This window comes from Nitrosomonas ureae (assembly GCF_900108305.1).
GTDB lineage: Bacteria > Pseudomonadota > Gammaproteobacteria > Burkholderiales > Nitrosomonadaceae > Nitrosomonas > Nitrosomonas ureae_B.
Genome location: NZ_FNUX01000011.1, coordinates 1 through 26165 on the forward strand (window position 1 = coordinate 1; position 26165 = coordinate 26165).

The window sequence follows — 26165 nt, forward strand, 5'->3', positions numbered from 1 at the left end:
CAGAGTTGGAAAGAGCGTATTATTCGCAACTGAAAGTGTCAGGCATCACAGCTTGACTCAAACTAACGAGTCTCCGGAAAAATCGGGGCGGTTCAGACTGCACTGCGTCTGATTCTCTTTGTGTGAGCACCACCGGCTACGTCTTGTCCAAGCTTGGCCTTTGATTCACGAGGCGAATTCCAAATTTTTCCTAGCTCCTCGTGCGATCGGCTTCGTAATGCCTCAAAACCAAGGTACCAAGACTGTAGATTGCGCCGTAACATCTCAATCGCATCGGTTGAGACTGGTTGAAGTGCGTATGCCAATGTTCCAGCCTCTTTCGAGAATTCTGCTTCAACTAAATCAGGTGCAAAAGCACATAGTGCTGCAAGAGGTGCTAGTTCGTGGTCTTCCCAATCAATGATTTCTACCGGCACTCCTTCTTTCTCACCTTTTTGCATAAGTTCTTGCCGGAGTTGCTCAGGAACATTGCGAGTTGCAATAAGAAACCACGCTTCTAATGCAATGTCTCGAGCCAGTGCTTGGTCTATTTCACCTAGTAATTCCCGGCCACTCAGACTAGTGGTATCGCTGTACTTCTTACATTCCAACCGGAAACGTCGTCCTTGACGACCTGTTGGACCGGCATCACCGCCATGTTGAAAGCCAGATTTTGCGACCGAAATCGGTACACCGAGAAACCGACTTATTAGAGCTGCTGCCAATTTCTCTAGTTTGGAGTGCTTCTTCGGATCATTCTGCAGCTCGTTTTTTAAATCATTTTGATTTTTCTGGTCTGTTGCGCTTAGGGGCATAAGTTCTTGCTAAAAATTAAATATATCGAGCTTGCATCTTTCACGTTGCCACTTGTAATCAAATCACTGCGGCACGATCTGCTCGTCAAATGCATAAAACTTCCCTGAGTCTTCCAATTTCAAGCCGTGGATATCAACGTACCTAGTCCTCTCATGTCGGTCTTGACCTATCCGGCGTGCAGCAGCTCGGCGTTAATTTGATGTGAATTTAAATCAATAGCCAGACTTTTCATCGCAATATTGACTGTCGACTTGCTGGAACGGTAGATATAAAAACGCGCCACTATTCGCGGCATATTACCCTACAAATTCGAATCCGATGCCGCAGTTTGCGCCTGTAATTAATGTCGTTTTTATGGTTATTCCTCATCTGATTGGATTTGCACTGTTCTCCGGGCTTGCCGAACTTGAAGCTGATTCATGCCGTAATGATAGCGCGGTCCTGTCTGTTTGGTTGCAAACTGTAAAATGCCTTGAATATTGTCAGTACTACACCAGCTATAGTTTTTTGTAATAAGTCTCCGGCTCTGCTAGAGGTGATTTAATTTTATATCTCGGTACCAAGTTTTAGTATTTGAAAAAAGATTGTATGACAATGAATCATAGCCATATTCTAATTTATCGTTCAACAGGTTATGCTGAAACTTGTTATACCAATTAAGGCAGAATCGAGCTGCAGTACTTGTTCTCTCATTAATGGGATAGCATAGTTATTTTTACTTAACTCGTTCAAATTGCTTGAGTTCGAATGTCAGGTTTGACAGCTCCGGTACTTGCTGCAGCTCAACGGAATAGGTGAATATTTGTCCGTTGGTATCCGCAACATTAATAAAAGAAAGATTCAGGGCGCCAGTAGATTGATCGAAGGTGGCGCTGTCATCGCGAAAACGATCGGCTAATGTCTCAGCATCCATCAGTTCAAAACGCATTGGATCGCTTCCCGGAAGATGCTGCAAACGAGCGTGATAAATAGTATTCTCTCCACTCGTTAATGTGACTTTGACTGCTGGTATTTCAAGTAAATTACCTTCAAAGCTGGCATTGGGAACCAGTTTGTATACCGCGCCGGTGGTTCCAAATGGCGTGCCTGTAGTGTTGCCAAGTACATAAAGTTCGCCATCGCCATCTTGCCCGAAGCCAAGTATCCAGAAACCAGGTTGATCACGATCGGCCAAGTCTAATTCAAGAATTTCACTACCATCGGAATAAAAAATCCGGCCATCGGCATTACCGGTTCTGGCGGTATCGCCAAATACATATTTCCCTTGTAATGCCGGGATAGCATTACCACGATAGACAAACCCGCCAATAATGGCGATGCCTTCGTCATGATCATATTGAATCACCGGATCGATGAAGTTCCCTGCAACAGTGCCATCAGTTACAAATCCAGGGTCGTTACCATTAGGTTCAAAACGAAAACTGCCTTCTTTCAATCCCCAGCCATAATTTCCTCCGGATTGGATCAGGTTAACTTCTTCAATATCGTTTTGCCCGACATCGGCAAGCACCAGTGCACCCGTCTGCGAATCGAAAGAAAATCGGAATGGATTGCGAAAGCCATAAGCATAAGTTTCCGGCAGTATGGCACTCGAGCCTACAAAAGGATTATCAGCCGGTATGCCGTACTTTCCATTACTTGAATTATTACCTAATGGATCGATTCTGAGTAAGCTGCCCAAGGGATTGCCAGGATTTTGCCCGTTACCGTCAACACCGTGACCGATCATGGAATTCTGCCCATCACGATCGTCGGCTCCGCCGCCATCGCCAAGCGCAATATATAACATACCATCCGGACCAAAATTCAGCGCTCCGCCATTATGATTGAATTGGGGCTGATCAATGGTCAGCAAATCTCGAACCCGCTCTATTGCTGCTGGAGGATCATTTAAACTGGGAGAGACGAATCGCCACTCGGCAATGACAGAACGATGATCGGCAGTGGCGTCTGGAGGGATGGTGAAAAAATCGCTAGTATTAATTGCAATTTCTGAATCATAAGTATAAAACAATCCATTGTCGGTGTACTGAGGATGAAATGCAAAACCAAGAAAACCGCGTTCATCGTAGGATTCGTCGCCAAATGCTCCCAGCGGTACTTGATTCGAAGAAAAGAAATCGATAAGAATTTCTTTGTTGTTTGTAGTCAGATCGATACGCCATAATTTACGATCTTGATCGCTGACGTATAAATGTTCCGTCGCACCAGGAATGGGAACCGCCCAGTTGGGTGCAGTCAAACCGGCCGCAATTTGTTTCAATCGTAAGCGAATGGAACCTTTCTGAATCGGCTCCGGGATAGGGTCGTCTACACGATTTCCTGCAGAATTTACAGAAGCTTCAGCAGTATTTTGAATTGCATTGATTGCTAATCCGTCGGTTGCGATACCCAGCAACAATAAAGTTAATACTGAATAATGGAGTTTCATTTTGAGACCTCCCGTGAGTGGAATTCGGTCTTACATGTTTTTTAAATAGTCATTTTTCGAATGCCTTTAGGTTAATATGAAAACAGCAGTTTTATTATAAAAGAAAATGATTGTTACTGAGAAGCTATCGCGATCAGGTAAGAGCCTACAGCTGCAATGATGTAATTGTTAGAAGCTATCACGGATTAGAACTATGGAAGCTTCGGTTATCAAGCGGAATTACAATAAAGTGACCGTTTTTGACCTGATTGATAATCTTTGCTACATTGCCTTCAGGTGATGAAATCGTCATCTTGCTGGTATTGGTACCCGATGGATTTTCACCCTTTTATAGATTCCACATATGGGACAAGAAATTAACCAAACGCATTTTAATGAACAGGCCTTTAAAGAATATAATCGCCGTTTACTTAATGAAGCGGAATTGTTGCAAACCCAGCTAACAAAAAGATGCTTTTCGGATATTGGTGAAGTTTGCGGATATGAACTGGAGTTCTGGCTGATTGATCACAATTATTTTCCGTCTCCGATTAACCAAGCTTTTTTGACTCGCCTTAACAATCCTCTGGTGGTGCCGGAGCTTTCATGTTTCAATGCGGAACTCAATGGGATTCCTTTGCCGTTAAGGGGGGATGTGTTGATGGCAATCTCCAAGGAATTAAACCAGAACTGGTTGCAATGCCAGGAAGCTGCGCACGAAATGGATAGCGTGCTAATGATGATTGGGATCTTGCCCACTGTGCGGCAAAAGGATCTTTGTCTCAGCAATATGTCCGATCTCAAACGTTATCGTGCGTTAAACGAACAAGTGGTAATGCAGCGGATTGGCCGGCCACTTCGTATCCGCATTCAGGGGCGTGAAAATCTGGATATCAATCATCCGGATGTGATGATGGAAGCTGCTGCAACATCGTTTCAGATTCACTTACAAAGCGCTCAACGCGACGCGGTTCGTTACTTCAATGCCTCGATCATAGCAGCAGGGCCTTTGCTGGCGGCGTCAGGAAATTCTCCTTTCTTGTTTGATACCGATCTATGGGATGAAACACGCGTGCCATTGTTTGAGCAGTCGGTAGAAATCGTGGATGAAGCAAATTTGGAAAATCATCGTGTCAGCTTTGGGCAAGGCTACGCGCGAGAATCCTTGTTTGAGTGCTTTGCACACAACATCGCAACCCACCCGGTCTTGCTTCCTACGTTAATGGATACTCCGCCACAGCAGTTTGAACACCTTAGATTGCACAATGGAACCATCTGGCGCTGGATCAGACCTTTGATTGGTTTCGATCATGATGGTACTCCGCATTTGCGGATTGAACAGCGTGTATTACCCTCCGGTCCGACTATTGTCGATATGGTGGCAAATGCAGCTTTATATTTTGGCTTGGTTCGTTTCCTTGCAGATATGGGCGATGCCCCTGAATCCAGGCTCAGTTTTGAGCAGGCGCGCAATAATTTTTATGCTGCGGCACGCGAAGGATTGCATGCCCGGATGGTGTGGTGGGATGAGAGTGTAATTGATGCAAAGACATTGTTTCTAGAAGAAATTTTACCTATGGCACGACAGGGCCTAAAAGATCTTAAAATTAACAAGGTAGATATTGATCATTATCTGGGTATTATCGAAATGCGCGTTCAGTCTGGCCAGACTGGTGCCGTTTGGCAGCGGGCTTACCGTGAGAAACACCAGGCGAATAATCTACAACTTGTAGCCGCTTATCTTGAAAAACAGCGTAGCGGCGCGCCCGTGTATGAGTGGGAAATATAAGCATGCTGACCGAATTGGAAAATTTACCGGATGGCTTGCTGCAAGTTGAAGCTACAGATCTGCATACAGTTTTAGCCGGCCCCACCTTGATTCACCTTCCTGGGCGCCGGGATGCGCCATTATTTGTATCTGTTTTGCTTCATGGCAATGAAGATACCGGTTTAAAAGCGGTACAGGAAGTATTGAAGAAATATCAAAATGCCGCATTGCCACGCGCACTTTCGCTTTTTGTTGGCAATGTTGACGCTGCGCGCCAAGGCGTACGGCGCCTGGAAAGACAATTGGACTATAACCGGATCTGGTCAGCAGGAAGCGATGATATGGTTCCGGAACATCACATGACGCGAAAGGTGACTGAAATAATGGCGCAACGCGGCGTATTTGCGAGTATAGATATCCATAATAACAGCGGATTAAATCCCCACTATGCTTGTATTAATCGCTTGGATAATGCTTTTCTGCACTTGGCTACTATGTTTTCACGCATTGTTGTATATTTCACTTCTCCTAAGGGCGTGCAATCCGAAGCCTTTGCCGGTCTTTGCCCTGCCGTGACCTTAGAGTGTGGAAAACCCGGGGGGAAAAGTGGAGTGGATCATGCCGCAGTTTTTGTCGATGGTGCATTGCATCTATCCAATTTTCCAACGCATCCTGTGGCCAAACACGACCTCGATTTATTTCGTAGTGTCGCTGTAGTTACCGTGCCGGAGGCGGTGAGTTTAAGCATTGGCGCTGGTTCGTCGGATTTGTGTTTGGAAGAGTGCATTGATCAATACAATTTCCGCGAATTAAAGACAGGCACCCGATTGGGACGTGTGGCGAATGAAAGTCTAATACCACTTTGCACTCGCAACGCAACTGATCACGATATCAGCAATTATTATTTTGAGATTAAAGCAGGAGAGTTAATAACCCGGCGTCCTGTCATGCCCGCTATGCTTACGCGGAACACCAGGATCATCCGCCAGGATTGCTTGTGTTATTTGATGGAACGTTTGGAAACGCTATCCACTGAAATTTGATGTGATTTCTGTTGCGGGATCTGATCATCGAGATCGAATGCCAGCAATAAGTGATGATAAATTATCTAGAACTTGATACCCGTTCCAACAAGCTCCGCAGAAATGATTTTGTATGAAAAATTCTCAGGATCGAGATTATCCAGTGAATTTCCATCAATTTCTGCATGAGGATACATGAAGAAAGGGAATTTGCGGGAACTATTGGGGTTTATCGCTATATCTTCGGCATGATTAAATGTCAGCCAATTCATTTCCCAAGCGCCAAAGAATTTTTCTCTGAGCTGGATGATTTTTGCATCATCCAGCGTCAGGCCGCCCAATTTTAATACTTGCAGGACATCGGACGGATTGACCGGTATCCAGCCTCGCCCTGCCAGAAAGAATTCTGCACGGCAATGCTGAGATTGACTGATATCGCCGTATTGTCCGATACTCTGATGCAAATCCGAATCGTTGATGCGAATACCATACTGGTTTCTTGCCGGAATACCGGCTGCTTTTAGAAGTGCAACCAACAATGAATTGAGATCAACACATTTGCCGCTTAACTCGTTATTTTCAAGCATATATGTGACATTTCCTTCACCGCGTCCACGAGTATTTTCATCATATTGTGTATTATTGATAATCCAGTCGTAGATAGCTCTCGCTTGTTCCAATGGCGTAGAGGCATTTTTCTCCTTGATGATTGCGTGCGCGGTTTCGCGCACAATGCCATTGGTTGGCTTCAACTGGGTCGGATTAATATAATTCCTGATACTATTGGGCAATGCCTGGTTTTTATTTTCCGGATAAAGCGTCGGATCAATGGCATGATGAATGGTTTTGATAATGCAGTTGACTGTGACATGCCGCCGATCGCTTGGTTCTTTACCGTGCCATTCGGCTTTAAAAATAGGGAATGGGTCTTTACCTAAGGTAGAGAATGAAGCTTTAGTCGCATTGCCATGCCAGTTGTTACCTTGAGTAAATTGGAAAATAGTGTCAGCGTCATTGCCGTCGGGCAACGGAAGCCATAAGTGTGCGGATTTACCATGAGCCGGAAGAGCAACTTGGTAAGTTATACGATAACTGGTCCAGTTACTGTGATCGGAAGATAGTAATCGCGTCGCGATAGAAGGTGAAGCAGAAAGGGACAAAGCACTGGTGCCGAATAGTTTTATAAAGTCTCTGCGTCTCATAGCCTTCCTTTGTACTTTGTATTTTCTAATACTTAAATTTAAGTTGAACAGATTTTATCCTATCAATTTATTATGTCAACGTGATGAGGGTTATGGCTATATATGATGACAACAACTAAATTTTTACCCGCCGTTGAAATTGAAACAGCTCCTAATCCAGTCTACGCCATTATTTGGTTACATGGATTGGGTGCCGATGGGAACGACTTTGTACCCATTGTCAATGAACTAGAGCTATCAGCCGGAAAGCCGACTCGATTTGTTTTTCCACATGCACCCGAGCGCCCAATCAGCATCAATAATGGATACATTATGCGTGCCTGGTATGATATTTTTTCTTCTGATTTTAATGATCATCAAGATGAATCAGGTATCCGCAGTTCACAGGTTGCGATAACTGCTTTGATTGAAAGGGAAATGCAGCGTGGAATGCCAGCAAAAAATATTTTCTTGGCGGGATTTTCTCAAGGAGGGGCTCTGGCATTGCATGTTGGGCTGCGTCATCCTTTGCGGCTGGGTGGAGTTGTTGCTTTATCATGCTATTTGCCGCTTGCCGAAACTTTTGCAGCAGAGGTCAATGCAATGAATGCTGCGATACCGATATTTATGGCGCATGGCAGTTTTGATACGGTAATCCCTATCGCAAACGCCGTGGTTTCGAGAGAAAAGTTGTTTGCCGCTGATTATCGAATCGAATGGCATGAGTATCCAATGACGCACTCCGTGTGTGGACAGGAAATAGCTGATATCAGCGATTGGCTCCAGCGAACCATGAATGATAGTGTCGGAATATAGCTCAAAGCTAAGCTTTATTGCGCTAGTAAAACCACACCCGGATTGTCATTGTGACTGACTGAATCCAAGAGTGCAATCAGGTATACTTGGCAGGTTGTTGAAAAATATTTTCAGGAAAATCGATATTCAACAAGAGCGGGTATGAGGATTTGATAAATGCGTGTATCTTGTGATCGTTTCTAACGTTGTATCGATAATGCAGGCAGTTCTTCAATTATCCATTTTACTCAAGAAACATTTCACTATTTTTCAAAATTTTTAATTATTATAAATATGAGCGAATATCTTTTTACGTCTGAATCTGTTTCTGAAGGGCATCCTGATAAGGTTGCCGATCAAATTTCAGATGCTGTGCTGGATGCGATTCTAAGTCAGGATGCTAATGCCCGGGTTGCGTGTGAAACGCTATGCAGTACCGGCTTAATTGTATTATCGGGTGAGATAACAACGCATGCTTCCGTGGATTATAATATTATTGCCCGTGAGACGGTCAAGAATATCGGTTATACCAGTTCAAACATAGGCTTTGATTCCACAACTTGTGCGGTTTTGACCGCCTTTAACAAACAATCTCCGGATATTGCTCAAGGGGTCAATCGGTCAAAAGAAGAAGAAATGGAACAAGGCGCAGGCGATCAAGGTTTGATGTTTGGATTTGCTTGCGATGAAACCCCGCAATTAATGCCGATGCCTATTTTTTATGCACATCGTTTGGTTGAACGTCAAGCAGAGCTAAGAAAAAAAGGGCAATTGGCGTGGTTGCGCCCGGATGCTAAATCGCAAGTATCTGTAAGATATCATGATGGGAAGCCCCAGAGTATTGAAACGGTCGTAATTTCAACTCAGCATGATCCGGATGTTTCATACCAGGCATTGACTGAGGCAGTGATTGAAGAAATTATCAAACCGGTATTGCCGTCTGAATTGATCAGTAAGCAGATCAAGTATTTGGTCAATCCAACCGGACGTTTTGTAGTGGGTGGCCCGATGGGGGATTGCGGATTGACCGGACGAAAAATCATTGTGGATAGTTATGGCGGCTCGGCACCTCACGGCGGCGGCGCTTTTTCCGGGAAGGATCCGTCCAAAGTGGATCGGTCAGCAACTTATGCCGGGCGGTATGTCGCAAAGAATATCGTGGCTGCCGGAATTGCCAGTAAATGTGAAGTGCAGGTCGCCTATGCTATCGGTGTCGCGCGGCCTGTTTCGTTAATGGTCAATACATTTGGTACGGGCAAGATTGCGGATGAAAAGATTGTGCAATTGATAGAAAAGCATTTTGATTTGCGTCCTCGCGGTATTATCCATTCGCTCCATCTGCTGCGTCCAATTTACGCAAAGACCGCGGCTTATGGGCATTTTGGCCGTGAATTCCCCGAATTTACCTGGGAAGCCACGGATAAAGCCGCTCAATTACGTATTGATGCCGGGTTATAAATTTAGTTATGTTCTCTTCCCTATTGATTAATAGGTCTTAAATAGATTTTCCCCCTGTGGTGAGGAGCGCTGCAACGGTTTGTTCCGTGAGGCTCATCATGAGCGGGTATAGTTACAACGGCGCTCGTTCATATTTTTAGGAGATAATTATGAACGCTGTGCTTGATTCCGACGGTAATTCCTTTGCCGATTATAAAATTACCGACATTTCATTGGCGGAATGGGGGCGTAAAGAAATTGCGATTGCCGAGACGGAAATGCCCGGCTTAATGGCGTTACGCAAAGAGTATGCCAATCAGAAACCACTGGCAGGCGCATGCATTGCAGGTTCTTTGCATATGACAATTCAAACCGCTGTATTGATCGAAACATTGGTAGCGTTGGGTGCGGAAGTGCGCTGGGCATCCTGTAATATTTTTTCCACTCAGGATCATGCCGCTGCCGCCATTGCCGCCAGAAATATTCCAGTATTTGCCTATAAAGGTGAATCTCTGGATGACTATTGGGAATATGCGCATCAGATCTTTGAGTGGTCGGTTGATGGGCAATCGCAGGGTGCCAATATGATCCTGGATGACGGTGGTGATGCCACATTGTTGCTCATTCTGGGCGCAAAAGCCGAGAAAGATCCTACAGTAATTGCAAATCCGAATAACGAAGAAGAAATCGCTTTGTTCGCTTCGATTAAAAACAAATTGGCTTCACAACCTAATTGGTACTCAACGAATCTTGCCAGAATACGGGGGGTGACGGAAGAAACCACGACCGGCGTGCACCGATTATACGAAATGCATAAGAACGGCGAGTTGCCGTTTCCGGCATTTAATGTGAACGATTCTGTCACCAAATCAAAATTTGATAATCTTTACGGTTGCAGAGAGTCTTTGGTTGACGGAATCAAGCGCGCAACGGATGTAATGATTGCCGGGAAAATCGCCGTGGTTTGCGGTTATGGAGATGTCGGCAAAGGGTGTGCACAATCGCTGCGTGGTTTGGGTGCAACAGTATGGATCACCGAGATTGATCCGATTTGTGCCTTACAAGCGGCAATGGAGGGTTATCGCGTCGTTACGATGAACGATGCCTGTGAGCAAGCGGATATTTTTGTGACTGCAACGGGAAATTTGCGCGTGATCACGCATGATCATATGGTAAAAATGAAAGATCAGGCGATAATCTGCAATATTGGCCATTTTGATTCGGAGATCGACATCGCTTCCATTCAGAAATATCAATGGGAGAATATCAAGCCGCAAGTTGATCATGTCATTTTTCCGACGGGGCGGCGGATCATTGTGTTAGCGCAAGGTAGATTGGTCAATTTGGGGTGCGCTACTGGACATCCTTCTTTTGTTATGTCCAGTTCATTTACTAATCAGGTATTAGCGCAAATGGAGTTATGGCAGAATGGGGCGAATTACCCAAAGAATGTTTATGTTTTGCCGAAACGATTGGATGAAAAAGTTGCGCGATTGCATATAGGAAAGCTTGGAGTAAAACTTACAGAACTAACGGATGAGCAGGCGAAGTATTTGGGCTTGGATAAGGATGGCCCGTATAAGCCAGAGATGTATCGATACTAATCATTTAAGATATTGAGAGGAACAATTGAATTTTTTTGATTCGATTGTTCCTCTCTGATTGATAGAATCCTGTCAAAATCAGAATAATAACGATCGGTATCAATGGTGATCATCTTATAATCTAAAGATTTGCATCGATGGACTCACAGAAAAAATTTTCTCCGACTTTCAGTTTTGAGCTTTTCCCACCGCAAACCCCGCAGGGTATCGAAAAATTAAGGTTTACGCGCCAGCAGCTGGCCCAATTTAATCCCAAATTTTTTTCTGTAACTTTCGGTGCGGGTGGATCGACTCGTGAGCGAACGTTTGAGACGGTACTTGAAATTCAATCGGAAAAGCATGTGGTTGCGCCTCATTTATCTTGCATCGGATCAACGCAACAAAACATTCGCATCATTCTGGAAAAATATTATGAGATAGGCATCCGGCGCATTGTTGCCTTACGTGGCGATCTGCCGTCGGGTATGGCGCAAGCTGGAGAGTTTCGTTATGCCAGCGAACTGGTCGCTTTCATCCGCAAAGAATTTGGTTCGTCATTTCATATTGAGGTGGCTGCATACCCGGAATACCACCCGCAAGCCAGATCCGCACAAGCGGATTTTGAGAATTTTAAGCGTAAAATTGAAACGGGTGCAAATTCGGCAATTACCCAGTATTTTTATAACACCGAGGCCTATTTTCATTTCGTTGATTCTTGCGAATCAGCGGGTTTGAATATTCCGATAGTGCCTGGAATCATGCCGATTAACAAATTTTCTCAGCTTGTCAGATTTTCAGATACTTGCGGTGCTGAAATTCCCCGATGGATCCGCAAAAAACTGGAAGGGTATAGCGATGATAGCGCATCCATCCAGGCGTTCGGTTTGGATGTGGTAACGGATCTCTGCGAGCGTTTATTAAAAGCCGGCGCACCCGGGTTACATTTTTATACATTAAATTCAGCCAACCTAACCTCTGTCATTTGGCAACGGCTTAATCTTCAAGAATATGTTCAATAATTAACACGCCTTTACCCGATTTTGCCCATGATCAAATGCTTCCCCGGAGAAGCAGGCGTGGATTTTGCATCAGTAGTGTTTCGGCATGATCTTTTTCCTGATCGTGCAAGCCGGTATATAATAGACATCAATGTTTTGATTAAAATAAAAAAGCACGGGGTTATGAGATGAAAGAGAAAAATACCACTGCCGACAAGGCAATTGTGGACCAACCAGTGTCAGAAACCATGGCTTCAGATATTCCGACTGTGGATGCATGTATCGCACATGCCAGAGAAGTAAAGGCTGCACAGCTTGAGCTGATCGCAAGTAAGAATTATGATTTTGCGCCAGAATTTTACGAAATGACAATTCAACTGTACTTGTTCGGCGCGATGTGGAAATTTGCAGAAAATCTGGGGAATGTGGAGGGTGCGCGTGAATTGGCGTTTGCAGCTTTACTAGGGATGTTAATTCAAGACGGGCTGCATAAACAGAAGGCGCTCAAACGCATCGATTTTCTGAGGAAGATGTCCAAACTGGAAGATGATCACAATGCCTTGGCAGTGGCCATTGGTTATGAATCTGAAATGGGTGACAATAGTTTGGCTGAAATATTTGATCATTATGTTGACGATATGCAGGTTTCTGGCGCTTTCTGGCGATTGTATGACCGCGGCCGAAAAATAATGCTTTATGGCGGCTTGCTCATAGCCTTTCTGGTCATTTGGTTCGTAACCTTATTCATGCCAGGAAATAGTACGATTGCGATTCTTGCGGCGGGACTTATTGCAGCGGCGCTTTTTGTGATACCGGTATTCTTGATCGGTATCTTTATATACCGTACAAAAATTAGAAAGGCAAAACAAGCCCATTAATTGTAGAGCAGAGGTATTAATAACCTGCTTTAGGTTTTTCAATATAAAGCGTTAAATTCACCGTAATGAACCAAATTGGCTGTTGAAATTAGATGAGCGCTCAAATTCTTGATGGCAAGAAAATAGCTGAGTTGGTGCGTTCTGAATGGAAAGCCCGTGCTGACAAGCTGGCCCAGTCAGGCATCAAACCAGGTCTGGCCGTGATTATCGTCGGCAATAATGCGGCATCTGCAATTTATGTCAGGAATAAAATCAAGGCCTGTAGCGATATTGGCATTTATTCGGAGGTACATAGCTTTCCAGAGCATGCAACACAAGATGAAGTGCTGGATTGCATTCAATCGCTCAATGAGAATTCGCATATTCATGGTATTTTAGTGCAGCTGCCGCTCCCGGCGCATTTTGAGAATAATTGTGTTATAACTTCTATTGCCAGTGAGAAGGATGTGGATGGTTTTCATCTGTATAACGTAGGGGCATTGGTTACCGGGAACACGGTCTTTTCACCCTGCACTCCCTATGGTGTAATGGTGATGCTGGAAAGAAACCATATTCCAATAGAAGGCCAGCATGGCGTAGTGGTCGGGCGCAGTAATATTGTTGGGAAACCAATGGCATTCATGTTGTTAGAGCAAGGAGCTACGGTTACTATCTGTACTTCGAAAACAGCTGACTTATCGCAATTTACCAGGAGCGCCGATATTCTGGTAGTTGCAACAGGAAAGCCACGCATGATTACTGCTAAAATGGTAAAACCAGGGGCTGTGGTCGTCGATGTGGGTATTAATCGATTACCGGACGGCAGGCTCTGTGGCGACGTCGATTTTGAATCCGTCAAAGAGGTTGCCAGTTATATTACGCCAGTTCCTGGCGGCGTGGGGCCCATGACAATTACCATGTTGCTATGCAATACCATCCTGGCCGCAGAGCGAGCCCAAGCCAGCGTTAAGCAGTTTTAAGTCAATTAATAATCTTTGAAAGTGCCCTTGGAAATGGAATTACAACCTGATATTGATCCGCAGGAAACGCAAGAGTGGTTGGATGCACTGGATTCAGTGATTGCCAGTTCCGGTGGAGAACGCGCCCATTTTTTGTTGGAAAAATTGATTGAAAAAGCGCGTCGTTCGGGTGCTTATTTACCTTATAGCGCCAGAACCGCTTATATCAACACGATTCCTACAGGTAAAGAAGCACGTTCACCGGGTAATAACGCAATCGAACACAAAGTTCGTTCGTATGTTCGTTGGAACGCCATGGCGATGGTATTGCGTGCTAATAAAGAAACTAATGTTGGTGGGCACATAGCAAGTTTTGCATCCGCAGCAACCCTCTATGATGTTGGTTACAATCATTTCTGGCATGCGCCGAGCGAAACTCACGGCGGAGATTTGGTTTATGTGCAAGGACATTCCTCCCCGGGTATTTATGCGTATGCATTCTTGTGGGAAGAATTAAGCCAGGATCAATTGGATAATTTTCGTCAAGAAACGGACGGGAATGGCTTGTCTTCTTATCCGCATCCCTGGCTAATGCCTACTTTCTGGAAATTCCCAACGGTTTCAATGGGATTGGGGCCGTTAATGGCGATTTATCAAGCGCGATTCATGAAATATCTCGGCAGCCGGGGAATGGTCAACACCGAAGGGCGGAAAATATGGGCATTCATGGGTGATGGCGAAATGGACGAGCCTGAGTCGCTCGGTGCAATTTCACTGGCATCGCGTGAAAATTTGGATAATCTCATTTTTGTAGTGAACTGTAATCTTCAGCGTCTGGATGGTCCAGTACGAGGAAATGGAAAAATCATCCAGGAGTTGGAAGGTGCTTTCCGGGGTGCCGGATGGAATGTGATCAAAGTGATTTGGGGATCCTATTGGGACCCCTTATTAGCTAAAGATACTAAAGGGTTATTGCAGAAACGCATGATGGAATGCGTGGATGGCGAATATCAGAACTTTAAATCGAGAGACGGGGCATATGTGCGTGAGCACTTTTTTGGAAAGTACCCTGAATTATTGGAAATGGTTGCCAATATGTCGGATGACGATATCTGGCGGTTAAACCGGGGTGGGCACGATCCTTATAAAGTATTTGCGGCTTATGCAGCGGCGGTAAAACATACTGGTCAACCTACGGTGATACTCGCTAAAACCATTAAGGGATATGGTATGGGGGAGGCCGGAGAAGCACAGAACATTACACATCAGCAGAAAAAAATGGGAACCACCTCGTTAAAGGCATTTCGTAACCGTTTTGGTTTGGATATTCCGGATGACAAGATAGACGAAGTGCCTTATCTGACTTTTGCCAAAGATTCTCCGGAATTTACCTACATGAAAGAGCGGCGTAAAGCACTGGGGGGGGCTTTTCATCGCCGTGCAACCAAGGCGCAGCCATTGCAGGTGCCGCCATTGTCTGCTTTTGAAGCGTTATTGAAAGCCAGCGCAGAGGGGCATGAGTCGTCAACTACCATGGCTTATGTACGCATTCTGAGTCTTCTGGTCAAGGACAAAAAAATTAATAAGCATATCGTCCCCATAGTCGCCGATGAGTCGCGCACATTTGGAATGGAAGGTATGTTCCGGCAACTGGGGATCTGGTCTTCGGTAGGTCAATTGTACACGCCGCAAGATGCTGATCAATTGATGTACTACAAAGAAGACAAGAATGGGCAGATTCTTCAGGAAGGCATTAACGAGGCGGGAGCGATGTCATCCTGGATAGCGGCTGCGACAGCTTATAGTACCCATGGAATTCAGATGATTCCATTCTTTATTTTTTATTCCATGTTTGGTTTTCAGCGTATCGGTGATTTAGCTTGGGCAGCAGGGGACATGCGTTGCCGTGGTTTTTTGCTGGGAGGGACGGCGGGTCGTACAACATTGAATGGTGAAGGGCTGCAGCATGAAGATGGACATAGTCATATCGTTGCATCAACGATTCCAAATTGCGTATCGTATGATCCGGCATTTGCCTATGAGCTGGCTGTTATTATCCAGGATGGATTGCGCCGGATGTATCAGGAACAAGAGGACATTTATTATTATATTACGGTAATGAATGAAAACTACTCTCATCCTGGAATGCCCGCTGGCGCTGAAAGAGACATTCTGCAAGGAATGTATCTGTTTAAACCAGGAAGTAAGAACAGCAAAGAGCCGCACGTTCAGTTACTAGGGGCGGGAACAATATTGCGCGAGGTGATTGCAGCTGCCGAAATACTTAAGCAAGAATATAATGTTAGCGCGGCTATCTGGAGCGTCACCAGCTTCAATGAATTGAGGCGTGAGGCGCTGGGGGTTATGCGTTGGAATATGTTGCATCCTACGCAACCGGCTAAACTGTCTCATGTACAAAATTGCCTTAAAGGACACATAGGACCGGTAGTTGCTGCAACCGATTATATGAAAATTTATGCCGATCAAATCCGTGAATTTATTCCAGGACGATATTATGTTCTCGGAACGGATGGTTTTGGACGCTCCGATACGCGCGAGAAATTGCGCCGTTTTTTTGAGGTCGACCGCTTCTATATTACCGTTGCAGCACTTAAGGCATTGGCGGAAGAAGGAAAAATTCCACATCAACAGGTTGCGGATGCGATACAAAAATACGGTATTGACCCTGAGAAGCCGAATCCTGCAATAAGCTAGATTTGCAGGAAAATAGCATTAATCGTTTAAGAAGAAATACTTGCATCATTATTTCTTTCTAGTGGAGCAATTTGAGGAAAACATGTGGCTGAATTAAGAAAAGTCTTTATTCCGGATATCGGGGATTTCAAAGATGTGCCTGTGATTGAGATCCTGGTTAAAGCGGGCGATGCTGTTAAAGCAGAGGATTCGCTTATTACATTGGAATCCGACAAGGCCGCAATCGAGATTCCATCGCCTTTCAGTGGTCTGATCAAGGAAATTCTTGTCAAATCCGGGGATAAAGTATCGGAGGGCACGGCAATCTTAACCATCGAAGATTCTGGCGATACCCAAATTGAACCACCGCCTCAAGCCGCAGCAGAAGAAAATGCCCACAAGAATGTTGTCGAAGTTACGCCTGAGGTTGAGGTCAAACCGAATAATGTTCAGTCAGCGCAAAACACGCCACAACCGATATCCACTAGAGACGATATTTCTTCCAGGGCGCATGCCAGTCCATCGATTCGCCGCTTTGCACGGGAGCTGGGCGTTAATCTGGAGCTAGTCACAGGAAGTGGTCCTAAACAGCGTATCCTGAAAGAAGATGTGCAAGCCTATGTAAAAGTGGAATTATCGAAATCTGAAAATAGAAATTCAGGAACGGTATTTGATTTACCGCCATGGCCTGAAGTCAATTTCGCTAAATACGGCTCCATTGAGTCAAGAAGCCTGACACGGATTAAACAAATCTCTGGCGCCAATTTACATCGCAACTGGGTAATGATTCCACACGTAACCCAGTTCGATGAGGCGGATATTACTGATTTGGAAGCGTTGCGAAAGAAATCCAACGAGAATCAGAATAACAATAAGGTGAAATTGACTTTGCTGGCATTTGTGCTAAAGGCATTGATCTCATCATTAAAGAAATTTCCGGAATTTAATGCATCACTCGATAATCGTACAGGAAGCGAGGCCAGTTTAATCATCAAGCATTATTATCATATCGGCTTCGCAGTGGATACGGTCAATGGACTAGTTGTGCCCGTAATCAAAGACGTGGATCAGAAAGGAGTTATTGCGATTGCCGAAGAACTAACCCGGTTATCTTCATTGGCGCGCGAAGGCAAACTGAAACCCACCGATATGCAAGGCGCCAGTTTTACCATATCAAGCTTGGGTGGAATTGGCGGAACAGCATTTACACCTATTATCAATGCCCCCGAAGTCGCTATTCTGGGAATTTCAAAGGCCGATATTAAGCCGGTTTATCAAGATCACCAGTTTGTTCCGCGTTTAATACTCCCCCTGTCGCTTTCCTACGATCATCGCGTCATTGATGGCGCCACTGCAGCGCGTTTCACTGTACATTTGTCAGGGGTGTTAACAGATATGCGGCTTGCTTTACTATGATGTATCCTAAATCTTTAGATTGAGAAAGGGGGGAATTATCGATAAGTTTCCTCTAACCGGGATCTATGGCGGTACATTTGATCCTATTCATTATGGTCACCTACGTATCGCTGAAGAATTGCTCGATAATGCCGGTTTGAAGCGTATTCTTTTTATTCCTTCAGGCGTGCCTCGATTGCGGGTTGCTCCGGCTGCATCGAGAGGCCACCGTTCAGCCATGGTGCGTTTGGCCATTCAAGACAACACCAGGTTTTCTCTTGACGAACGTGAAGTTAATCGTCCCGGCATTAGCACAACGATTCAATCGCTACGTGAGTTCAGGTGCGAACTTGGTGATCATGCGGCACTTTGTTTTATCCTGGGGATTGATGCGTTTGTTAAAATAGATCACTGGGTGGAATGGAAGGAGTTATTTGCTTTGTGCCATATCATTTTGGTTGTCCGCCCGGGTTATGTTCCGATTGGCAAGAACAAGGCGTTATCTCCAGAAATAAAAAAGGAATTTTTGTCTCGTTCTGTCACCTATGCGAGCGATCTCGAATCACAATCCAATGGTTTTATTTATACCGCCCGGACATCATTACTGGAAATTTCGGCGTCGCATATACGATCATTGATAAAAAACAATAAAAGCATACGCTATTTATTACCTGAGAATGTCATTGATTATATTCAAACCAATCGGTTATACACTGGAAATTTATGAATTCTGAAAAGCTTATTACGGTCATAATCGATGCACTGGAGGAAATTAAAGCGCACGATATCGATGTAATCAATGTCACAAAAATAACTTCGATGTTTGAATACATCATTATTGCCAGCGCGGATTCAACGCGCCAGACAAAGTCTCTGGCAAGCAATGTGCAAGAAAAGGTGAAAGCTGCTGGAGGAAATGTTTTCAGTGTGGAAGGAGAGCAATCAGGTGACTGGCTTCTGGTTGACTTGGGTGATGTGATCGTGCACATCATGCTACCGGCAGTTCGCGAATACTACAATTTAAAAGCGTTATGGTGCGAGAGGAATGAATCTTCACCGGATCATGCATGATTTCTTCAGATTATGAAATGTTTTATACTCGCGGTCGGGCATAAGATACCAGACTGGGTCAATACGGGTTATCTTGAATATATCAAACGCATACCGCGGGAAATATCGGTGAATTTGATTGAAATAAAGCCGGAAAAACGTGTTGCCGGAAAACCGGTTGAACAGCTTCTTTTGGCAGAATCTCACCGTATTCGTGCAGTTCTGCCGCATCATTGCCGGATTCAGGTCTTGGATGAAAGTGGTCAACAATGGACAACGAAACGATTTGCCAATGAAATGCAAGGATGGATGGATAGCGGCGATGCGATCGCCTTTGTTATTGGGGGAGCAGATGGTTTGCATGGTGATATCAAACACACTGCCAACGAATTGATCGCTGTATCGAAGTTTACGCTGCCCCATGGGCTTGCCCGTGTAGTGCTGGCAGAGCAACTCTATCGAGCCATATCAATTATAAAAAAGCATCCTTACCACAGGGATTGAAAAACGAGAATGCATTCACTCACTTTTCTGCTGCATTTTAGATACGATGAGTAAACTGTTATTGATATCGAATTCTGCGTTTACTGATTAAAACCATATTGACTGAAATGTTTCCAGAGAACCAAATATATCTTGCCTCAAGAAGCCCTAGAAGACGTGAATTATTAAGACAGGTTGGCGTGCGATTTAATCTTCTGATGATGCGCGAAGCCTTAGGCCGCGCTATCGATATCGATGAACAGTCATTTGAAAATGAAGCGCCTACTGATTATATTTACCGGATTACACAGTATAAAGCTAGCGAAAGCTGGAAAAGGCTATTGCAACGTCGGCTGCCGGTATTGCCTGTCCTGGCCGCAGATACGATTGTTACGATTGACGGCACCATATTGGGTAAACCCAGAGATAAAATGCACGCAACTGATATGCTAAAAACTTTATCCGGGCGGTCACATCAGGTATTAACCGCTATCAGTGTTGGAATCAGAGATAATATTCAAGTAAAGCTATCGACTTCAACCGTACGATTTCGTGAAATTACCGAGCAGGAAATACACCGATACCTGGAAAACAATAATGTTCTGGACAAAGCGGGCGCTTATGCAATTCAGGGTATGGCGGCCGCATTTATTGCTGAAATATCAGGGAGCTATAGTGGAATTATGGGCTTGCCGCTGTATGAAACCATACAATTGCTAGAGGAAACTGGCATACAGGTTGTATAGTTGAAATGCCAGGATTGAATTTATCCTGCGATATTTTGCGAGGAATGCTGTAACGATCTCTGGCTTTAGAATTCAATTGACTGATTTCAATAAGAATAATATGTATCGGATATGAGTAACGAAATTCTAGTCAATATCACGCCGCAAGAAACCAGGGTAGCTATACTCGAACAAGGCGTAACACAAGAACTGCATATCGAGCGCACCAGTGGACGCGGTATCGTAGGAAATATTTATAACGGCCGGGTGAGCCGTGTGCTGCCAGGTATGCAATCGGCGTTTGTAGATATTGGCCTTGACCGGGCGGCTTTCCTACATGTGGCTGATATTCGGGATCCCAAGCCGGAAGGGGATGCTATGAAACCGATCGAGAAGCTGCTTTACGAAGGCAATAGTATCGTGGTTCAAGTGATCAAGGATGCAATAAGCACCAAGGGCGCTCGTCTTTCCACTCAGATAAGCCTGGCGGGCCGTTTATTGGTTTATCTTCCGCAAGAATCCCATATTGGTATCTCGCAGCGCATTGAAGATGACAGCGAGCGTGAGTTATTACGTGAAAAGTTGCGGCAGATTCTTCCTGAAGATGAAGAGGGTGGTTATATCATCCGGACCATGGCAGAAACTGCGGATGAAAATGATCTGCGCGCTGATTTAGCGTATTTGCATCGATTATGGCGCGACATTCAACAAAAGTCAGCGACCATTTCTGCGCCAGTATTGCTTTATCAGGATTTGGATCTTAGCCATCGCGTATTACGCGATTTTATTGATGAAGATACAGCCCGCATTCTGGTCGATTCACGTGAGAATTATCAGAAGCTGGTGAAATTTTCACAAAGCTACATGACGTGTATCGCGGAGCGTATAACTTTGTATACCGGCGATCGACCATTATTTGATTTGTATGCCGTAGAAGAAGAAATTGAAAGATCTCTGGCCAAGCGGGTTAATTTAAAATCCGGCGGATATTTAATCATTGATCAAACTGAAGCGCTCACCACAATGGATGTCAATACCGGTGGTTTTATTGGTGTGCGCAATTTCGACGATACTGTATTTAAAACCAATCTCGAGGCGGCGCAGGTCATTGCCAGACAACTGCGCATGCGTAATCTGGGAGGAATTATCATCATTGACTTCATCGATATGGAGTCTGAGGATCACAAAAATGCGGTTCTGGCTGAATTCAATAAAGCATTGTCAAAAGATCGTACACGCATAACCGTCAATGGTTTCAGTACATTAGGCCTGGTTGAAATGACGCGTAAGCGTACCCGCGAAAGTTTGGCGCATGTGCTCTGTGAAATTTGCCCAACTTGCCAAGGGCGCGGCGAAGTCAGGACGGCGCAAACCATCTGCTATGAGATTTTGCGGGAGCTACTTCGGGAATCGAGGCAGTTTGATGCAAATGAATTTAGAATTCTGGCATCACAGCAAGTTATCGATTTGTTTCTTGATGAGGAATCGCAAAGTTTGGCTCAGTTGGGTGACTTCATAGCCAAGCCCATAAGCCTGCAAATTGAGGAGTCCTACTCACAAGAACAATACGATGTGATATTGATGTAACGAATCTTTGGGTGAGAGGTTCGGGGTTTTCGATCAAATATCAAATGAGCTGTAAAATCCGGGGAAGAGTGTATTGCTGGTTTAACCCTGTTAGCGTCATATTTGACAGCCTATCAGGCTTTCAGTATATTTAATAAAACATCAAAGTATTTTGATTTCTGCCTTAAATTTTTTTGTTTGATCTTGTATGCGTATCGTTGTTACTGGAATGGGGGTTGTTTCACCGATCGGTACCGGCATCGATCAGTTCTGGAATGCAGCGATTAGAGGTACGAGCGGAATCAGTGGTATTCAGTGTTTTGATGCATCCGGCCTAAGATCCCGCATAGCCGGTCAAATTACAGAATTCAATCCAGCCATTTTTCTGACAGCAAAACAGTTGGAACAGACTGATCGGTTTGCACAATTAGCATTATGCGCGGCAATCCAAGCACTGGCGGATGCAGGCAGTATGGAAAATTATGAGCCACGGCGTCTGGCTGTAAGTCTGGGTTCCGGCATGGGCGGATTTTCAACCTTTGAATCTTCAGCAGCACGCAAGTTTCAGAACAAATCCATGCCACCGTTTACCGTACCTCGCATTATGGCCAATTCCGCGGCCGCCTGGATTGCCACAAAATATGGATTTAAAGGTACCAATCTGACGTGCAGCACAGCCTGTTCGTCTGGTGCGAATGCCATCGGCATGGGGTTGGATTTGTTGCGCACTGGAAAAGCAGATGCCGTTGTTGCGGGTGGTACGGAAGCATGCGTATTGCCCTTGACTATAGCAGGTTTCGAAGCGTTGCATGCATTATCCACCGGATTTAACACCGATCCGGCGCATGCATCACGCCCATTTGCCCAAAGACGTGACGGCTTTGTCATTGGAGAAGGTGCAGGTATATTAGTTCTGGAAAAAGAAGAACAGGCACAACAACGCGGAGCCAAAATTTATGCACAAATCGCCGGGTATGGTTGTGCTTGTGATGCGGCGCATATCGTTGCGCCTGACATGAACGGACAAGTGGCGGCAATGCAGGCTGCGATCGAGGATGCCGGAATAGCCCCTGACCAGGTGGATTACATAAACGCGCATGCAACTTCCACGCCACTGGGTGATGTGATTGAGACCAAGGCGATCAAGCAGCTTTTCGGTGTACATGCAGAGGAAATCTCCATCAGCGCGACTAAGTCGATGATCGGTCATACCATCGGTGCATCGGCAGCAATCGGCAGCATCGCCACCATCATGACACTGCATACCGGCATGATCCATCCGACGATAAATCTGGATGAGGCTGATCCTGAATGTGATCTTGACTATACGCCCAATCATGCAGTGCAAAGACAAGTACAGGCAGGTATGTGTAATGCATTTGGTTTTGGGGGCAATAATGCCAGTATCGTCTTTACAATTCCTTGATATGGGTACCGATATATGGATACAGCAGAACTTGAAAAAAAAGTGATCCGCTTTATTACGGAAAAAGTTGAGAATGCGAACGCTTTAACGATTACTGGTGCATCAAAATTTGAAGAACTTGGACTCGATTCGATGGATACGATCCAACTCCTGTTTGATGCGGAAGATGCTTTTGGCATTAGTTTTGAAGGTGAAGAAACCAAAGGATTCCGCAGCGTAGGGGATATTATCGACTATATTAGCAAGCATCCGCCGGAATCGAAACGTTGATAGAGAATTTTGTTACATGTTGATTTAATTTGAACTTCAATAAATGGCGGGAATGTCTGGTTCTGAGTTTTCTCCGTCCCTGATAAAAATACTTCCCTGTTTCTGATTTTTGCAGATCTAACCTAAGCCGATTATGATGATGGTTAATCGATTTGAAACAAGTTGAAAACTTTTTGATATTGCCGGTGCGGCTTAGGTTGGTGCGCGGGACAAATGCCGCCTTTAAGCCGGATAACTTATTGGACAGTGCCGCTTACCAGGAACGAGGGCTTCTTTTTCTACAACGATACATTCCGATTCAAAAGATTCAGTACGATAAACCTGATAATTCATTCTGATCGTCCATTGTAAAGCGGCACGGCTTAACTCAAGCGCCGGGCAATGGCCTCGGCATAATTTTTTTGTTTACAATTCAAGAGGATAAAACCATGCAGAACATGCCACCTATCATTATAACCAGCCTGGATCAGGCGCGTCTTGAGCGCTTGTTCAGTTCCAGGAACTATAGTCAACTTCCCGGAATTGATGCGCTCATTGATGAAATTGATCGCGCATCAGTCGTAGAACCCACCGAAGTTCCGCCTGATGTGATTACCATGAATTCGACGATTCGTTTTGTTGATGATACGAATGGTTCGGAGTATCAGCTTACGCTCGTTTATCCTGACGAGGCAGGCGCGCAAGATACAATCTCTATCGCAGCCCCTGTCGGAAGCGCCTTGCTCGGATTGTCTGTAGGCCAATCAATCATGTGGCAAGTTCCAGGAGGGCGGGAGCTGAATCTGCGTGTACTTGAGGTCATTCGACAGCCGGAAGCAATGGGAGAGTATCTCCGTTGAACCCGGTATTTTCATTTAAATGGAAGTCAATAAATACTCCAGTCCGGTTTGGGATAATTCCGCAAGATTAATGTTTTCCTCATTGAGAACAGTATCTGCAGCCATAATTCCAATAGAGGCAACGGTATGAATGCCTGAATCCAGCAAACCTACATAGTAGGCCTCGTCTGCCGCAGAAGGTGCAAGGCCGACCACATTCTCATATAACAGATTCACAACAGCCGTATGATTTTTTACGTTGTCGCCAAGTGCGGCATTGATTGCAAATTGCATTAAGGCTTCGTAACTCATGTCGTCATCAAGCAAGCTCAAGCCAATACCGGAAAAGGTTTCGTTTGACACTGATTCCCGGCCAAAAACAGCGCCCAGCGTTTTGGCCGTGATGCCGGCCTTGCCGTCAAGATCAAGTGCTAATGAAATATCAGCGTATTGAATGCGTTCGATTTGATTGAGTGTGTCTGTTCCGTCTATTCCCCCATTCTTGTGGATAACCGTCCAGCTTCCATCAGCATTATGATGGATGTCGTAATCACTAAAGCGGCCACGGTAAATGGCGGTGTCAGTATTTTCATTTCCATTTAACGTGTCATTACCTCCAAACCCGGTCAATGTATCCTTTCCTGTTCCTCCCGCAATCGATTCGGTTTTGTTATGATCGGCAGCGAAAGGCGTTTGGAAGCCCGCGAAAGAAATCATAAAGGTATTGGCTGTGGTTCCATTTCCATCCGCCTTGCTGAAAATCGCTCCCGACTGCAGATAGCCTTTCAAACCAGCTGTTTCAGATGAGGTGCTTCCTGCACCGACAAGATGTGCAGCTGCCAGAATTCCGGAGATTGTTACTTGATTGCCATTAAGGATCTGTCCTTCGTATTTATCAAGCTCCAGAAACTTTATTCTTTCCCATAAAATATCGTGCCAGTCCCGGATGATTATTTCCTGTATGGCGCCATTGCTGAAGTAATCCTGCTTGCTATGGATTCCATTCTTGCCTGACCAGTTGCCAACCCAATCGTTTCTGAATAAATTGTGGTCACTATGATCAATGCCATAGTATCCGAGATCAAAAAGAGCCGCTTCCCCGAATTGATATTTTCCGATATAACCAAATGGATTTTCAGTGCCATAGTTTTGCGCACCACCGGGAATACTGGACGATTCTTTGAAACCCAATTCATCAAAATAATCTTGATAGGTTTTAGTCATGATTATTTCTCGTTAAGTAAAATAGCATTGATAACACAAACAACCGATCAGCCTCTGAGCGCTGGCAATTGCTCTTCTTTTGGTACGAAATTAAGCGCAATACCATTATTACACCAGCGTTCTCCGCGAGGAGGCGGGCCATCCGTGAATACATGGCCTTGATGACCTCCGCAGCGTGTGCAGTGGTATTCCGTGCGCGGCCAGATCATCTTGAAGTCGATTCTGGTTGCTATATGCCCGGCTATCGGCTGGGTAAAACTGGGCCAACCGGTCCAACTCTCATATTTATGGGCGCTTTCAAACAACGGAAGATAACAGGCGGCGCAAATAAAGGTGCCTTCACGATCCTCATAAACCAGATTACTCGATTCCGGACGTTCGGTTGCTTCCTCAAACAGGATCTGATAGGCCTTGGGCGAGACCAGTTCACGCCATTCCTTACGAGGTTTGTTGATGGACGGAATGGGGCTGGCTGCCTCGCCAACCATCGGCGTGCGCAAACATGCCGGCATTAGGGGAAGCACGGTTGCGACAGTCAGCGTTTTAAATAAAAAGGTGCGTCGTTTCATAAAATTTCTCCAATTCAACAGAATCATCGTGCGCTCAATTATGTGCCGATGCGTTCCTTTTTCAGCCTGAAAACCCGGTTGAGCACAAATAGCATGATTACGATTTGATCGTGTTACAGCAGGAAATCATATGTTTTAAT

General features: G+C 45.0%; 24 protein-coding genes and 1 riboswitch. Of the genes, 18 read left to right on the forward strand and 6 right to left on the reverse strand.

The genetic code is table 11. The features are described 5' to 3' along the window. Positions 1 to 92: 92 nt before the first annotated feature. The 3 genes from C4S39_RS07645 to C4S39_RS07660 all read right to left on the reverse strand — a co-directional run bounded on the left by C4S39_RS07645 (position 93) and on the right by C4S39_RS07660 (position 3226). Entirely contained in the window at positions 93 to 794 is a 702-nt protein-coding gene (locus tag C4S39_RS07645; protein WP_103966437.1) for a hypothetical protein, read from the reverse strand. 167 nt (positions 795 to 961) lie between these two features. After that, on the reverse strand, positions 962 to 1090 hold the full coding sequence (locus tag C4S39_RS15770) for a hypothetical protein (RefSeq protein WP_258039346.1): 129 nt from the start codon (positions 1088 to 1090) through the stop codon (positions 962 to 964). 420 nt (positions 1091 to 1510) lie between these two features. Next, positions 1511 to 3226, reverse strand: coding sequence for a PQQ-dependent sugar dehydrogenase (locus C4S39_RS07660; protein ID WP_103966439.1), 1716 nt, complete (start codon positions 3224 to 3226; stop codon positions 1511 to 1513). 343 nt (positions 3227 to 3569) lie between these two features. Here C4S39_RS07660 and C4S39_RS07665 point away from each other — a divergent pair, with 343 nt between their 5' ends. Continuing rightward, positions 3570 to 4994, forward strand: coding sequence for a glutamate--cysteine ligase (locus C4S39_RS07665; RefSeq protein ID WP_103966440.1), 1425 nt, complete (start codon positions 3570 to 3572; stop codon positions 4992 to 4994). A 2-nt stretch (positions 4995 to 4996) separates the two neighbouring features. Then, the gene (locus C4S39_RS07670) at positions 4997 to 6016 is read left to right on the forward strand and encodes a M14 family metallopeptidase (protein WP_103966441.1); all 1020 of its coding nucleotides are present in this window, start codon (positions 4997 to 4999) and stop codon (positions 6014 to 6016) included. Positions 6017 to 6081: 65 nt separating this feature from the next. Here the strand turns inward: C4S39_RS07670 and C4S39_RS07675 are convergent, their stop codons facing one another. Next, entirely contained in the window at positions 6082 to 7197 is a 1116-nt protein-coding gene (locus C4S39_RS07675) for a transglutaminase-like domain-containing protein (protein WP_103966442.1), read from the reverse strand. A 102-nt stretch (positions 7198 to 7299) separates the two neighbouring features. On the opposite strand from C4S39_RS07675, the gene C4S39_RS07680 reads away from it, so the two are divergent. The 16 genes from C4S39_RS07680 to rnk all read left to right on the forward strand — a co-directional run bounded on the left by C4S39_RS07680 (position 7300) and on the right by rnk (position 24253). After that, positions 7300 to 7992, forward strand: a complete 693-nt coding sequence (locus C4S39_RS07680) for an alpha/beta hydrolase (protein ID WP_103966443.1) — start codon at positions 7300 to 7302, stop codon at positions 7990 to 7992. Between the two features lie 273 nt (positions 7993 to 8265). Next, positions 8266 to 9429 (forward strand): methionine adenosyltransferase, encoded by a 1164-nt coding sequence (gene metK, locus C4S39_RS07685; protein WP_103966444.1) that lies wholly within the window; start codon positions 8266 to 8268, stop codon positions 9427 to 9429. A 55-nt stretch (positions 9430 to 9484) separates the two neighbouring features. After that, positions 9485 to 9562, forward strand: a riboswitch (S-adenosyl-L-homocysteine riboswitch). 16 nt (positions 9563 to 9578) lie between these two features. Continuing rightward, on the forward strand, positions 9579 to 11012 hold the full coding sequence (gene ahcY / locus C4S39_RS07690; RefSeq protein ID WP_103966445.1) for an adenosylhomocysteinase: 1434 nt from the start codon (positions 9579 to 9581) through the stop codon (positions 11010 to 11012). Between the two features lie 137 nt (positions 11013 to 11149). Continuing rightward, complete coding sequence (gene metF, locus C4S39_RS07695; protein ID WP_103966446.1) at positions 11150 to 12010, forward strand: methylenetetrahydrofolate reductase [NAD(P)H]; 861 nt, start codon at positions 11150 to 11152, stop codon at positions 12008 to 12010. Positions 12011 to 12177: 167 nt separating this feature from the next. Beyond that, positions 12178 to 12867: a hypothetical protein gene (locus C4S39_RS07700; RefSeq protein WP_103966447.1), complete on the forward strand. Its 690-nt coding sequence runs from the start codon at positions 12178 to 12180 to the stop codon at positions 12865 to 12867. Positions 12868 to 12959: 92 nt separating this feature from the next. Next, the gene (folD, locus tag C4S39_RS07705) at positions 12960 to 13826 is read left to right on the forward strand and encodes a bifunctional methylenetetrahydrofolate dehydrogenase/methenyltetrahydrofolate cyclohydrolase FolD (RefSeq protein WP_103966448.1); all 867 of its coding nucleotides are present in this window, start codon (positions 12960 to 12962) and stop codon (positions 13824 to 13826) included. Positions 13827 to 13859: 33 nt separating this feature from the next. After that, positions 13860 to 16520: a pyruvate dehydrogenase (acetyl-transferring), homodimeric type gene (gene aceE / locus C4S39_RS07710; RefSeq protein WP_103966514.1), complete on the forward strand. Its 2661-nt coding sequence runs from the start codon at positions 13860 to 13862 to the stop codon at positions 16518 to 16520. Positions 16521 to 16604: 84 nt separating this feature from the next. Next, on the forward strand, positions 16605 to 17915 hold the full coding sequence (gene aceF, locus C4S39_RS07715) for a dihydrolipoyllysine-residue acetyltransferase (RefSeq protein WP_103966449.1): 1311 nt from the start codon (positions 16605 to 16607) through the stop codon (positions 17913 to 17915). A gap of 19 nt (positions 17916 to 17934) precedes the next feature. Then, positions 17935 to 18621: a nicotinate-nucleotide adenylyltransferase gene (gene nadD, locus C4S39_RS07720; RefSeq protein ID WP_258039347.1), complete on the forward strand. Its 687-nt coding sequence runs from the start codon at positions 17935 to 17937 to the stop codon at positions 18619 to 18621. Then, positions 18618 to 18965, forward strand: a complete 348-nt coding sequence (rsfS, locus tag C4S39_RS07725) for a ribosome silencing factor (RefSeq protein ID WP_103966450.1) — start codon at positions 18618 to 18620, stop codon at positions 18963 to 18965. The genes nadD and rsfS overlap by 4 nt, the downstream gene beginning before the upstream one ends. A gap of 12 nt (positions 18966 to 18977) precedes the next feature. After that, positions 18978 to 19448, forward strand: a complete 471-nt coding sequence (gene rlmH, locus C4S39_RS07730) for a 23S rRNA (pseudouridine(1915)-N(3))-methyltransferase RlmH (RefSeq protein WP_103966451.1) — start codon at positions 18978 to 18980, stop codon at positions 19446 to 19448. Positions 19449 to 19555: 107 nt separating this feature from the next. Next, positions 19556 to 20173 (forward strand): Maf family protein, encoded by a 618-nt coding sequence (locus C4S39_RS07735; protein WP_103966452.1) that lies wholly within the window; start codon positions 19556 to 19558, stop codon positions 20171 to 20173. A 111-nt stretch (positions 20174 to 20284) separates the two neighbouring features. Continuing rightward, the gene (gene rng, locus C4S39_RS07740; protein WP_103966453.1) at positions 20285 to 21739 is read left to right on the forward strand and encodes a ribonuclease G; all 1455 of its coding nucleotides are present in this window, start codon (positions 20285 to 20287) and stop codon (positions 21737 to 21739) included. Between the two features lie 187 nt (positions 21740 to 21926). Continuing rightward, positions 21927 to 23144, forward strand: coding sequence for a beta-ketoacyl-ACP synthase II (gene fabF / locus C4S39_RS07745; RefSeq protein ID WP_103966454.1), 1218 nt, complete (start codon positions 21927 to 21929; stop codon positions 23142 to 23144). A gap of 15 nt (positions 23145 to 23159) precedes the next feature. Beyond that, the gene (locus C4S39_RS07750; protein ID WP_103966455.1) at positions 23160 to 23414 is read left to right on the forward strand and encodes a phosphopantetheine-binding protein; all 255 of its coding nucleotides are present in this window, start codon (positions 23160 to 23162) and stop codon (positions 23412 to 23414) included. A gap of 428 nt (positions 23415 to 23842) precedes the next feature. Beyond that, positions 23843 to 24253 carry a nucleoside diphosphate kinase regulator gene (gene rnk / locus C4S39_RS07755; protein ID WP_103966456.1) on the forward strand — a complete coding sequence of 137 codons (411 nt, stop codon included), beginning with the start codon at positions 23843 to 23845 and terminating at the stop codon, positions 24251 to 24253. Between the two features lie 15 nt (positions 24254 to 24268). On the opposite strand, the gene C4S39_RS07760 is transcribed toward rnk, so the two are convergent. Both C4S39_RS07760 and msrB read right to left on the reverse strand, forming a co-directional pair. Further along, the gene (locus C4S39_RS07760; protein WP_103966457.1) at positions 24269 to 25456 is read right to left on the reverse strand and encodes a hypothetical protein; all 1188 of its coding nucleotides are present in this window, start codon (positions 25454 to 25456) and stop codon (positions 24269 to 24271) included. Between the two features lie 47 nt (positions 25457 to 25503). After that, a complete protein-coding gene (gene msrB, locus C4S39_RS07765) occupies positions 25504 to 26025 on the reverse strand; it encodes a peptide-methionine (R)-S-oxide reductase MsrB (RefSeq protein ID WP_103966516.1) in 522 nt (173 codons plus the stop codon). Positions 26026 to 26165 lie beyond the last annotated feature (140 nt).